General features: G+C 64.9%; 12 protein-coding genes and 1 pseudogene. 2 read left to right on the forward strand and 11 right to left on the reverse strand.

Annotated features, from left to right (window positions below):
* Positions 1-280: 280 nt before the first annotated feature.
* The 5 genes from ACVMIM_RS02730 to tesB form a co-directional block, all read right to left on the reverse strand.
* Positions 281-2953: a DNA translocase FtsK gene (locus tag ACVMIM_RS02730; RefSeq protein WP_476110260.1), complete on the reverse strand. Its 2673-nt coding sequence runs from the start codon at positions 2951-2953 to the stop codon at positions 281-283.
* A gap of 207 nt (positions 2954-3160) precedes the next feature.
* Entirely contained in the window at positions 3161-3436 is a 276-nt protein-coding gene (locus ACVMIM_RS02735; protein WP_040996551.1) for a hypothetical protein, read from the reverse strand.
* Positions 3437-3760: 324 nt separating this feature from the next.
* Positions 3761-5089 (reverse strand): ammonium transporter, encoded by a 1329-nt coding sequence (locus ACVMIM_RS02740; RefSeq protein ID WP_442920233.1) that lies wholly within the window; start codon positions 5087-5089, stop codon positions 3761-3763.
* A 49-nt stretch (positions 5090-5138) separates the two neighbouring features.
* Entirely contained in the window at positions 5139-5477 is a 339-nt protein-coding gene (locus ACVMIM_RS02745; protein ID WP_006327120.1) for a P-II family nitrogen regulator, read from the reverse strand.
* A gap of 248 nt (positions 5478-5725) precedes the next feature.
* The gene (gene tesB, locus ACVMIM_RS02750) at positions 5726-6589 is read right to left on the reverse strand and encodes an acyl-CoA thioesterase II (protein ID WP_476110263.1); all 864 of its coding nucleotides are present in this window, start codon (positions 6587-6589) and stop codon (positions 5726-5728) included.
* A 103-nt stretch (positions 6590-6692) separates the two neighbouring features.
* Between tesB and ACVMIM_RS02755 the strand changes: the two genes are divergently transcribed.
* Positions 6693-7970 (forward strand): ubiquinone biosynthesis hydroxylase, encoded by a 1278-nt coding sequence (locus tag ACVMIM_RS02755; RefSeq protein WP_476110265.1) that lies wholly within the window; start codon positions 6693-6695, stop codon positions 7968-7970.
* 72 nt (positions 7971-8042) lie between these two features.
* On the opposite strand, the gene ACVMIM_RS02760 is transcribed toward ACVMIM_RS02755, so the two are convergent.
* The 3 genes from ACVMIM_RS02760 to ACVMIM_RS02770 form a co-directional block, all read right to left on the reverse strand.
* Positions 8043-8573 carry a hypothetical protein gene (locus tag ACVMIM_RS02760; RefSeq protein ID WP_476110267.1) on the reverse strand — a complete coding sequence of 177 codons (531 nt, stop codon included), beginning with the start codon at positions 8571-8573 and terminating at the stop codon, positions 8043-8045.
* A 114-nt stretch (positions 8574-8687) separates the two neighbouring features.
* Positions 8688-9044, reverse strand: coding sequence for a YciI family protein (locus tag ACVMIM_RS02765; protein WP_278049928.1), 357 nt, complete (start codon positions 9042-9044; stop codon positions 8688-8690).
* Position 9045: 1 nt separating this feature from the next.
* Complete coding sequence (locus ACVMIM_RS02770; protein WP_476110269.1) at positions 9046-9267, reverse strand: hypothetical protein; 222 nt, start codon at positions 9265-9267, stop codon at positions 9046-9048.
* A 252-nt stretch (positions 9268-9519) separates the two neighbouring features.
* Here ACVMIM_RS02770 and ACVMIM_RS02775 point away from each other — a divergent pair, with 252 nt between their 5' ends.
* Positions 9520-9945, forward strand: coding sequence for an OsmC family protein (locus tag ACVMIM_RS02775; protein ID WP_124998336.1), 426 nt, complete (start codon positions 9520-9522; stop codon positions 9943-9945).
* Positions 9946-10161: 216 nt separating this feature from the next.
* On the opposite strand, the gene ACVMIM_RS02780 is transcribed toward ACVMIM_RS02775, so the two are convergent.
* The 3 genes and pseudogenes from ACVMIM_RS02780 to ACVMIM_RS02790 form a co-directional block, all read right to left on the reverse strand.
* A complete protein-coding gene (locus ACVMIM_RS02780; RefSeq protein WP_476110271.1) occupies positions 10162-10788 on the reverse strand; it encodes a YceH family protein in 627 nt (208 codons plus the stop codon).
* A gap of 231 nt (positions 10789-11019) precedes the next feature.
* A pseudogene (locus ACVMIM_RS02785) lies at positions 11020-11800 on the reverse strand (succinate dehydrogenase iron-sulfur subunit).
* The gene (locus tag ACVMIM_RS02790) at positions 11800-12234 is read right to left on the reverse strand and encodes a DUF3052 domain-containing protein (RefSeq protein ID WP_476110273.1); all 435 of its coding nucleotides are present in this window, start codon (positions 12232-12234) and stop codon (positions 11800-11802) included. Before ACVMIM_RS02790 ends, ACVMIM_RS02785 begins: the two are co-directional and overlap by 1 nt.
* Between the last annotated feature and the right edge of the window lies 1 nt (position 12235).

Genomic DNA, 12235 nt, shown 5'->3' on the forward strand with positions numbered 1-12235 from the left:
GTGATTCGTGTCGCAGCAGTTTCTGGACTCCCACTAGGGCCTAAGTTTGGCGGTGCGCGACAGGCCCGCCGCCTAAGCGCGGACAACTGTCCGTCGCACGAAACGCGCCAGACGATTTCCGGTTGCCTGCTGGCGCCGTTGGTTTGTCGGGATTCAGGTCACGCCGAGCCGAAAATGGTGGCTGTCGAGAACCGGAGCGGAGCGTACTTTTCGTACGTGAGCACCGGAAGCGCAGGAAGCCGCCATTTGCAGGCCGGCCTCACCTGAATATCGATAAACCCTAGAATTTGTCCTCTTCGGTTGGCACCAGAATCTCGCGTTTACCGGCATGGTTGGCCGGGCCGACAATGCCTTCCTTCTCCATCTTCTCGATGATGGAGGCGGCGCGGTTATAGCCGATGCCGAGCCGGCGCTGGATGTAGCTGGTCGAGGCCTTGCCGTCGCGCAGCACCACCGCCACCGCCTGGTCGTAGGGATCGTCGGAATCCTCGAAATTGCCGCCGCCAGCGCCGCCGGAGCCGCCCTTCCCCGACGGGCCGTCCTCGTCCTCTTCCTCGTCGTCCTCGGTGATGGCGTCGAGATATTCCGGCACGCCCTGCAGCTTCAGATGCCCGACGACCTTCTCGACCTCGTCGTCGGAGACGAAGGGGCCGTGGACGCGCTGGATGCGGCCGCCGCCGGCCATGTAGAGCATGTCGCCCATGCCGAGCAGCTGCTCGGCGCCCTGCTCGCCGAGGATCGTGCGGCTGTCGATCTTCGACGTCACCTGGAAGGAGATGCGGGTTGGGAAATTGGCCTTGATCGTGCCGGTGATGACGTCGACGGACGGGCGTTGCGTCGCCATGATGACATGGATGCCGGCGGCGCGCGCCATCTGCGCAAGGCGCTGCACGGCGCCTTCGATATCCTTGCCGGCCACCATCATCAGGTCGGCCATCTCGTCGATGATGACCACGATATAGGGCATCGGCTCGAGATCGAGATCCTCTGTCTCGTAGATCGCCTCGCCGGTCTGACGGTCGAAGCCTGTCTGCACCGTGCGCGAGATCTTTTCGCCCTTCTTCTCGGCCAGTTGCACGCGGGCGTTGAAACCGTCGATATTGCGCACACCGACCTTGGACATCTTGCGGTAGCGGTCCTCCATCTCGCGCACGGTCCATTTCAGCGCGACGACAGCTTTCTTTGGATCGGTGACGACCGGCGTCAGCAGATGCGGGATGCCGTCATAGACCGAGAGTTCCAGCATCTTCGGGTCGATCATGATCAGCCGGCATTCCTGCGGCGTCAGCCGGTAGAGCAGCGACAGGATCATGGTGTTGATGGCGACCGACTTGCCCGAGCCGGTGGTGCCGGCGACCAGCACGTGGGGCATCTTGGCGATGTCGACGATCACCGCCTCGCCATTGATCGTCTTGCCGAGCGCCAGCGCAAGCTTCGCCTTTGTCGTCTCGAAGTCGCGGCTGGCCATGATCTCTCTGAGATAGACCGTCTCGCGCTTGGCGTTGGGCAGCTCGATGCCGATGGCGTTGCGGCCGGGCACGACCGCGACGCGGCAAGCGATCGCGCTCATCGAGCGGGCGATGTCGTCGGAAAGGCCGATGACGCGCGAGGATTTGATGCCCGGCGCCGGCTCGAGCTCGTAGAGCGTGACGACGGGACCGGGGCGGACATGGATGATCTCGCCCTTGACGCCGAAATCCTCCAGCACGCCTTCGAGCAGCCGCGCGTTCTGCTCCAGCGCATCCTTCGACAGGCTTGGATCCTTGGCGACGTTCTTCGGCTCGGACAGGAAGTGCAGCGACGGCATCTCGAACGCGTCGGAGCCGATGAGCGAGGTCTGCGCCTCGCGCTGGATGCGGGCACCCGGCACCGGCCGCGCCGCTGGCGCCTCGACGCGGGTCGCGGCATCGGAGCGGAAGTTCCGCACCTTGGCCGGCGCGCCGCGCCGCTGGACGGGCGCCTCGTCGTCGAAGTCGTCGAGATCGACGTCTTCGTCCTGCTCGTTGAAAATATCCTGGTCGGCCGGATCGACCGACGCGCTGCGGTCGTTGACCAGGGCGGCGAAGAATTCCGGCTCGACGCGGGCGCGGCCGCCCGGGCTCATCCGGCTTTCGGCGAACTCGGCCGATTCGACCCGCTCGGCGGCGCGCCGCCAGGCGCTGGCCTTGGGCTCCATCGGCGGTTCGAACTCGTCGCGCTCCCGCCTGCGACGCTCGGCGCGGCGGTGCAGGAAGGCGCGGAACGACAGCCACCAATGGGTAACGGCGCCGAGCGCGAGTATCCCCTCGTCGCCTTCGTCCTCATCCTCGTCGAACAGCATCTCGTCCTGCTCGCGCGGATCGGGTTGGGCAGCGCGCTCCATGACGGCAAAGCCGTTCTTGCGCGCGATCAGCGCCGAGCCGTAGCCGAACAGCCACAAGGTCGGCGCGGCGAGGATAACCGCTATGATCGTCGCGAATAGGCCTTTCGGATAACCGCCGACCGCGATGCCCGGAATCTTCAGCACCATGTCGCCGAAGACGCCGCCGAGCCCGGTCGGCAGCGGCCAGGTGTTGGGCGGCGTCATGCAACCGGCAATGGCCGCGGCTAAAAGCGCAAAGCCGAACCAGGCAAAGCCGCGCTTCGGCAATTTGTCGACGCCACGCGCGGAGAACAGGAGGAAACCCCAGATCACCGCCGGCACCAGCCCCGCGACGGCGGCAAGGCCGAAGAACTGCATGGCGAGGTCCGAGAACACCGCGCCGGCATAGCCCATGGCGTTGGTGACGACGTTGCTGGTGGCGTGGGAGAAGCTCGGGTCGGCGACGTTCCATGTGGCCAAGGCCGCGACGCCGAAGGCGGTGAACAGGAACAGCCCGGCGCCGACCAGCCGCCCGACCTGGCGCCGTGCGAATGCCTGGATGCCGTGCCCCGTATCGGTCAGCGCGAGCGGTGCTGAAGCGCCTGAACGCATGCTCTTCCCCGTAATCGTTGCCTGGCCGGGCGCATGGCGCATTCCGGCAGATTCGAGCGCCAGACTATCGGGGGGAAGGTTAAGGCCGCATTAACCATGGGTCTTTACCGGCCCGGCTCCAACAAAGATGGCAGGCCTCGCGGCCCGCCACCCATGCATCAAACGGCTAACCGATCGGACCCGTTAGGACCCGACCCCGTCCGTTGATCACTTGTGACCGGCAAACATGTTCAGGTTGGCGCAGAACTCGGCGTGAGGCTTGCTCATCGCCGCGTCCTGACACTCCTTCATCATCATGTCCTGCTTGTCCTTCGGCGTCGCCGCCCAGGCCGCCTTGAAGTCGGCCTCAGACTTCATGGTCTTCATGCTGGAATCGGTGAAGAATGGGGCCATGTTGTCCGGCTCGTCGAGAGCACCGGCAAGTGCAACGCCGCTGATCATCGAAAGAGCCATTGCTCCCAGCAAGATATTCTTGATGTTCATCAGGTGGTTCCTTCCCTTTTGTTTGGCGGGCGTCTTGATGACGCCCGCCATCCCAGTACGGAAACTCGAAGGCCGATGTTTCACGCCGACGCGATCAAGTGAACGTGATCGAAACGGCTTGGATGCTCGCCCGACAAAAAAGGAGGCCCGGAAGGTTCTTCCGGGCCTCAAGGCGTGAGCCCCTTTCGAGAGCGTCACGACGGGATCTTGGGAGGAAATTCCGGGCCGGCGGGAGGAGGATCCGCCGGCCCTCAGCGCAATTCCAGGAAAAGTGTGAAACGGTTTTCCGTCCGGAATTGCGCCAGAGCAAGCTGCAAGCGGGCCTTACGGCACCACTTCGCCATGCTGGGTGACGTCGAGACCTTCGACCTCTTCCTGGGTCGACGGACGCAGGCCGACCAGCGCCTTGACGATATAGAGGATCACGAAGGTGGCGATTGCCGTCCACAGGATGGTGAAGACGATGCCATAGAGCTGCTTGGCGACCGAGGCGTCCTTGCCGAGCGCGTTGATAGCCGGATCGGCGAGCGCGCCGGTGAGCAGCGCGCCGACGATGCCGCCGACGCCGTGCACGCCGAACGCATCGAGCGAGTCGTCATAGCCGAACGCATGCTTGAGCTTGACGGCCGAGAGGTAGCAGACGACACCGGCGATGATGCCGACGATGAAGGCGCCGGTCGGGTTGACGAAGCCGGAAGCCGGGGTCACCGCGACGAGGCCGGCGACGGCGCCCGAGATGATGCCGAGAACCGAAGGCTTCTTGGCGACGATCCATTCGGCGAACATCCAGGCCAAGGCCGCGGCAGCGGTAGCGACCTGCGTGTTCATCATCGCCGCGCCCGCAAGGCCGTCGGCGGCGAGCTCGGAGCCGGCGTTGAAGCCGAACCAGCCGACCCACAGAAGCGAGGCGCCGATCACCGAATAGACCAGGTTGTGCGGCGCCATGTTGGTGGTGCCGTAACCCTCGCGCTTGCCGAGCACCAGCGCGCAGACCAGGCCGGCGACACCTGCGTTGATGTGGACGACCGTGCCGCCGGCGAAGTCGAGGACGCCGGCCGAGCCGAGGAAGCCGCCGCCCCACACCCAGTGGGCGATCGGCGCGTAGACGAAGACCAGCCACAGGCCCATGAAGATGAGCAGCGCCGAGAACTTCATGCGCTCGGCGAAGGCGCCGGCGATCAGCGCCGGAGTGATGATGGCGAAGGTCATCTGGAACATCGAGAAGACGAATTCAGGGATATTCGCCACGCCCGGCGCCCACAGCGTTGCGGTGGTGATGCCGTGATGGAAGAATTTCGTGAAGCCGCCGATATAGGCGTTCGTGGCGCCGCCGTCGGAGAAGGCCAGCGAATAGCCGAACATGAACCACAGCACCGTCACCAGGCAGGTGATGGCGAAGCTCTGCATGATGGTGGCGAGCACGTTCTTCTTGCGCACCATGCCGCCATAGAACAGCGCAAGGCCGGGAATCGTCATCATCAGCACCAGCGCCGTCGAGGTCAGCATCCAGGCGGTGTTGCCGGTGTCGAGCGCGGGCGCCGGCGCGGCGGGCGCGGCAGCGGTGGCTGCCGGGGCGGCCTCCTGCGCGATGGCGGCGACGGTGCTCATGGCCACGAGCGCAAGCGAAGCAGCCGCGCGTCCCGTCGTCTTCAAGGGGGAAGGAATATTCATTGAACTCTCCGTTGGAATGGATGGTCGCCGCTTAGAGCGCGTCGGTGTCTGTTTCGCCGGTGCGGATGCGCACTGCCTGGTCGATGCCGAAGACGAAGATCTTGCCGTCGCCGATCTGGCCGGTCTTGGCGGCTGCCGTGATGGCTTCGACGGCCTTGTCGACCATGTCGGCGCCGACGGCGACCTCGATCTTGATCTTGGGCAGGAAGCTGACCGCGTATTCCGCGCCGCGATAGATTTCCGTATGTCCCTTCTGACGCCCGTAGCCTTTGACTTCGGTGACGGTCAGGCCCTGGATGCCGACGGCGGTGAGCGCTTCGCGCACCTCGTCGAGCTTGAACGGCTTGATGATTGCCATCACGATTTTCATAAGGTTTCACCCTTTGCTTGTTGCGGTCCCCCGCGATTGCACACCTTCACCGATCCCGAGGAGCCGGAGAGTGCACGACAGGATTCAAGCTCCGTGCCAAATGCCGAGGCACGGTGTTAACCTATTGTAGACAAAGAGAATGTGCGGCCGGTGCACACTAAACGTGCGCAAGGGCGTCAGGACACCTGATTAAGAAATAGGCAAATTTTCAAAAATGCCCGTTTTCTAGGCTTGAGCTGGAAGCCGGCTCAGCGTTTCAGCCGGATAAGCCCTTCCTGGGCGACCGAGGCGATCAGGGTTCCGTCGCGCGCGAACAGCGAACCGCGCGTGAAGCCACGCGACCCTTGCGTCGACGGGCTGTCCTGGTTGTAGAGGATCCAGTCGTCGAGCGAATGGCTGCGATGGAACCACATGGCGTGGTCGAGGCTGGCGGCCTGGATATCGCGGTCGAAGATGGCCCGCCCATGCGCGAAGGTCGAGGTGTCGAGCAGCGTCATGTCGGAGAGATAGGCGAGCACGGCCGCCTGCATCGCGCGGTCGTCCGGCACCGGGCCGGTGGTGCGGATCCAGATGTTCTGCTGCGGCTCCAGCTTCTCGCGGCTGGTATAGTGCTTCAGCATCACCGGCTTCATCTCGATCGGCCGGTCGCGCTCCCAGTAGCGCCTGATGCCTTCCGGCACCGCCTCGCCGAACTTGCCGAGCAGCTCGCGCTGCGAGAGCAGCGTGTCGGGCGCCGGCACGTCGCGCGGCATCGGCAGCTGATGCTCGAGCCCGACCTCGTCCTGCTGGAAAGACGCCTCCAGCGAGAAGATTGCCTGTCCGTGTTGGATCGCCACGACCCGGCGCGTGGTGAAGGAGCCGCCGTCGCGGATGCGGTCGACCTCGTAGACGATCGGCAGCTTGGTGTCGCCGGGCCGCATGAAATAGCCATGCAGCGAATGCGCGTGGCGCTCCGGCTCGACGGTGCGCTGCGCGGCGACCAGCGCCTGGGCGATGGTCTGCCCGCCGAAGACCCGCTGCCAGTCGACCTTGGGGCTGCGACCACGATACAGATTGTGTTCGAGCTGCTCGAGGTCGAGAATGTCGAGAAGCTCGTCCATGGCCGCGGTCATGTTTGAAATCCTTCAAGGATGTGCCATGGCCGGTTTCGGACAGGACGCGCAGGCAGTCAAGGCCGCAAACGGCAGCCGGCCGAAGCCATGAAAGGATGATGCCATGGTCGACCGCAAGCCGAGGGAAGCGGGGGCGAACGAGGGCCGCGAGGCGCCGCTCGACGTGCTCATCGCCGGCGCCGGCTATGTCGGCCTCACCGCGGCCGTGTCGCTGAAGCAGGCGCGGCCGGGCCTCGCCGTCGCCATCGTCGATGCCGCTCCCGCCGGCGTCTGGCAGAAGGACGGCCGCGCTTCGGCCATCGCGGCGGCGGCCAGCCGCATGCTGGATCAGCTCGGCGTCTGGGAAGAGATCGCGCCGGAGGCGCAGGCGATCACCGAGATGATCATCACCGACTCGCGCGCCGCCGACCCGGTGCGTCCGGTGTTCTTGACCTTCGACGGCGAGGTGGCGCCCGGCGAGCCTTTCGCCCACATGGTCGCCAACCGCGACTTGAACGGCGCACTGCGCCGACGCGCCGAAAAGCTCGGCATCGACATCATCGAGGGCATGGCGGTCAGCGCCTTCGATGTGAATGGCGCCGGCATCACCGTGCATCTGGCAGACGGCGCGACGCTCAAGGCGCGGCTGCTGGTTGCCGCCGACGGCGTCAATTCGAAATTGCGCGACATGGCCGGCATCAAGACAGTGAAGTGGGAATACGGCCAGTCGGGCATTGTCTGCACGGTGGCGCATGAGCGTCCGCACAATGGCCGCGCCGAGGAGCATTTCCTCCCTGCCGGTCCTTTCGCCACGCTGCCACTGAAGCCGGACAAGGACGGCACCAACCGCTCGTCGATCGTCTGGGTGGAGCGCACGGAAGACGCCAAGGCGCTGGTCGAGGGCGACGAGTTCGTCTTCGAGCACGATCTGGAGCAGCGGTTCGGCCTGAAGCTCGGCGAGATCCGCGTTGCCGACAAGCCGCGCGCGTGGCCGCTCGGCCTGACGCTCGCCCGCGCCTTCGTCGCGCCGCGCATCGCGCTCGCCGGCGACGCCGCGCACGGCATCCACCCGATCGCCGGCCAGGGCCTCAATCTCGGCTTCAAGGACGTCGCGGCGCTCGCCGAAGTGGTGGTCGAAGCCGATCGGCTCGGCCAGGACATCGGCGCGCTCGATGTGCTCGAACGCTACCAGCAATGGCGCCGCTTCGACACGCTGCAGATGGGTGTCACCACCGATGTCTTGAACCGGCTATTCTCAAACGACATCGGCCCGCTGCGCGCCGTGCGCGATCTCGGCCTCGGCCTGGTCGAGCGCATGCCCAGGCTCAAGGATTTCTTCATCCGCCAGGCCTCGGGCCTCTCCGGCGACACGCCAAGGCTGCTGAAGGGGGAGGCGATCTGAACGATTGGCGCAAGAGCGCGAGGGATGTCGGCCAATCACGAAGGCAGACGATCCGATCGTCGCCGTTTCAATTCAGTTCACCTCGAAGCCCAGCTTCTGCCGCAGCCTCAGCATCCGCTGGTCGGCGATCCTGAGGCTCTGCTCGCCGCCTTGAGCGACGCGGTTCAGCATCCTGAGCAGGTCGTCGCGCTCATGCGGATCGAGGCGCTCGCGCAGGAACGGCGCCAGTTTGTCGATGACGATGGTCGTGTCGTCGATCTGCGCGGCGGCCCATTTGCCGTAGACGACCGCCTCGTCGGTCTTCTTCGGATTTTCCGCGATCTGCGCGATCACCTCGCGGATGACGCCTTCGCGCTGCGGCAGGATCGGGCCATGCTCGGCAACGATCGCGGTGATCAGCGTCGCGGCCGCTACCACCGGATCGTCGATCGCCGTCAGTGGCGAAAGTGCTGCCTGCTTGCGCAGCTTCTTCCGGCGAATGTTACCTTGCACGCGTCCGATGACATCGGCGACCTCGTTCGCCGCGTCATTCATCACCTTCAGCCGATACCACCAGAAGGCAGCCGCGCCGAGCACGCCAAGCAAAGCGATCAGGAAAGGCATGCCGAATTCCCCCGAAATCCGGGCAACGATAGGAGAAGTGGAGCATCGCTTCAACAAGCGACAATCGCGACGATGAACAAATCCCAAAGTATACGCCGTCATTATACGCCGCCGTCATGACCCTGGTATGTCGTAGATCGCCCTGACCTCGACGGTACCGAGCTCGGCCAACGGAACGCGGTCGGCGATTGCCAACGCTTCGTCGAGATCCGCCGCCTCGACCATGAGAAAGCCCAGCAATTGCTCCTTGGTTTCGGCGAAGGGGCCGTCGGTCACCAGCCGCTTGCCTTTGCGCCGCCTGAGCGATTTCGACATCTTCACCGGCTGCAGCGCCTGGGCGACGATCAGCTTACCCTGTCCCTCCAGTTCCCTGTCATAGGCCAGCGAATCGGCATCGAGCTTGGCCGATTCCTGCGGGCTAAGCGCGAAGAGGTCCTTCTCCTCACCGTAGACCAGCAGCACATATTTCATATCAGTTCCCTTCCTGTGATGAACCATAGGAGGCGACAGCGACGCTGTCAGCCTTACCTCTGGTGGCCGCCGCATAGTCGAGCAAGCATGCCCCGACCCCGATAATGGCCACGACCGCCATCAGCCGGCCGAAGCCGAGCGCCGGCGGATCCAGCCAGAAATCTTCCGGCCGCTGGACCTTTCGGCCGGGGCGCCTCCAGATTGCGAAAAACAGATTGTCCATCCTGACCTCCTTCGGCCGTAACTCATTGGCCGCCCGCAGGACGGTCCAGCGGCCCGGAAGCCGACATTTCTGCGCGCATATTTTCGAGAATTTTGCCGCGGCGCTGCCCAGGGCTGGCGGGAGGCATTTCTGATCAGGCCGACCTCACCCGAATATCAGCACACCGTGGATGGTCTTCCGCCGCGCCCGCGCTATAGTCACCGCGAGCGCCGGCGCCCGCCGGCGAAAACCCCGACAAGGCAGGAGGACTCCATGGACCGCACCGCAAACGCCGTCTGGAAAGGCAATCTGAAGGAAGGCAACGGCACGCTGGACACGCAAAGCGGGACCTTGAAGGGCACGCCCTACTCCTTCAAGGCGCGCTTCGAGGACGAGAGCGGCAAATCCGGCACCAATCCGGAAGAGCTGATCGCCGCCGCCCATGCCGGATGCTACGCCATGCAGCTGTCGCACTTCCTCGCCGAAAACGGCACACCCGCCGCCGAGCTCGACGCCAAGGCGGTGGTGACGCTGGTGCCCGGCACCGGCATCACGGGCAGCGCCATAACCCTGGTCGGCAAGGTGCCGGGCATCGACGCGGCGAAGTTCAAGGAACTGGCCGAGAAGGCCAAGGCCGAATGCCCGGTGTCGAAGGCACTGGGGGCGATCAAGGTGTCGCTGGACGCACGGTTGGGGTGATGCAGATTGCGGGGGCAGCGATTCTTCGCCCCCTCTCTGCCCTGCCGGGCATTCCCTCTCAAGGGCTCTCAAGGGGGACATCGGATGTCGCGTTGGCTTTCGCCAATCGCCGGTGAAAGAAGGGCGTCGGCGCCGGAACTGCCAATCTCCCCCTCGAGGGGGAGATGTCCGGCAGGACAGAGGGGGGCGCTGTCCCGCCGACATTTCCCGTAGTGGCTAGCCGCCCAGCGCCTCTATCTTCGCCCGCAATGCCGCGACTTCTTCCTCCAGCGCCTTGACCCGCGCTTCAAGGTCGGAGTCTGCCGGCGCCGGCGACTGCCAAGGCGCCGCCACGGCGGCTGCTTCCACCGGCCCGCTCAAGAGATGCACATAGCGCTCCTCGCGCTGCCCGGGCGCGCGTTCGAGCAGCTGGATCAGCGGCGGCCGGCGGCCGATCATCAAATCGAGATTGTCGCGAAGCTCCTCGATCGAGGCAAAGCGCGTCATGCGCTCCGAACGGGCGAGCAATTCATGCGCCGTCTGCGCGCCGCGCAGGAGCAAGAGGCCGACGACGGCGATCTGCGGCGTGGTCAGCGAAAAGCGCTGCGCCATCAGATGCTCGTAGCGCTCGACGCGCGAAGCGAAGGCCTGGCGCACCAGGCCTTTCTGCTCGAGCGTGCTCAGCGCCCGCCGGACTTCCGTCAGCTCCAGCGCCATCACCGGCTCGCGCGCCGTCTTCTGGTTGGCGGCCTGATGCGCGCCGTTAAGCGTCAGCGGATAGACGTCCGGCGTCAGCTCCTTCTTCTCGATCAGCGAGCCCAGCACGCGCGCTTCGACGGCGGAGAGAAGGGGGAGATCGGTCATTGGGTTGGTATCCTTTTGGCGCTGGAGGGACAGCACCCCCCTCTGGCCTGCCGGCCATCTCCCCCGCAAGGGGGGAGATCAGCAGTTGCGGCGCCGCTCGCCCCTTGTTGCAATGTCGGAGATTAGCGAAAGCCGTGATGACAGCCAATCTCCCCCTTGCGGGGGAGATGTCCGGCAGGACCGAGGGGGTGTGAAGGACGCTGCTTTCGGGATTGTCGCGAGCGATCAAGCCTAAACGCGGCGCTCCACCATCATCTTCTTGATTTCCGCGATCGCCTTGGCCGGGATTGAGACCCTTCGGGCAGGTCTGCGCGCAATTCATGATGGTGTGGCAGCGATAGAGCCGGAACGGGTCTTCCAGATTGTCGAGCCGTTCGCCCGTCGCCTCGTCGCGGCTGTCGATCAGCCAGCGATAGGCCTGCAGCAAAGTGGCCGGGCCGAGATAGCGGTCGCCGTTCCACCAGTAGCTTGGGCAGGACGTCGAGCAGCAGGCGCACAGGATGCATTCATAGAGCCCGTCGAGCTTCTCACGATCCTCATGGCTCTGCAGCCATTCCTTGGCGGGCGTCGGCGAGACCGTCTGCAGCCACGGCTGGATCGAGGCATGCTGGGCGTAAAAATTGGTGAGGTCGGGCACAAGGTCCTTGATCACGGCCATATGCGGCAGCGGATAGACCTTCACCGCGCCCGAAATATCCTCCGCGCCCTTGGTGCAGGCCAGCGTGTTGGAGCCGTCGATGTTCATGGCGCAGGAGCCGCAAATGCCTTCGCGGCAGGAACGGCGCAGCGTCAGCGTCGGGTCGATCTTGTTCTTGATCCACAGAAGCGCGTCGAGAACCATCGGGCCGCAATCATCCATGTCGACGAAGTACGTGTCCATGCGCGGGTTCTCGTCGTCATCCGGCGACCAGCGGTAGATGCGGTATTCGCGCAGGTTCGTCGCGCCCTCCGGCTTCGGCCAGGTCTTGCCCTGCTTGATCTTGGAATTCTTGGGAAGCGTGAGTTCGACCATTACCTGCGGTCCTTTCGGATGACGAGCTTCAGCCCGGACCAGATTTCGTTGACGGCGGCGACCTTGACGTCGACCAGGTCGCGCTTCAGCGCCTCGGCGCGGATCACGTCCTCGGTGACGTCGGTCGGCACTTTCGATGCTTTCTTCGGCCAGGAGACCCAGACCATGCCGTCGCGCTTGATCGCCGTCTCGATGTGGGCCAAGCCGTCCTCGATCTCGGCGCGCTGCCGGGTGAAGGCGTGCACCGCATCGTATTTCCGGCTGCCCGAGATCGCCGACCACTGCGGCAGCCGATCGACCTCGGCGAAGGACACCGCTTCAGCAAGGTCGACGAGCTCCGGCGGCAGCGCGATGAAGGCAGCGACCATGCCGTCCTTCAGGCCGAGCTTGGCCGGAAGGGGCGTGCCGGAATATCCCGCGGCCGCCAATGCCATG

The organism is Mesorhizobium sp. USDA 4413 (assembly GCF_056280365.1).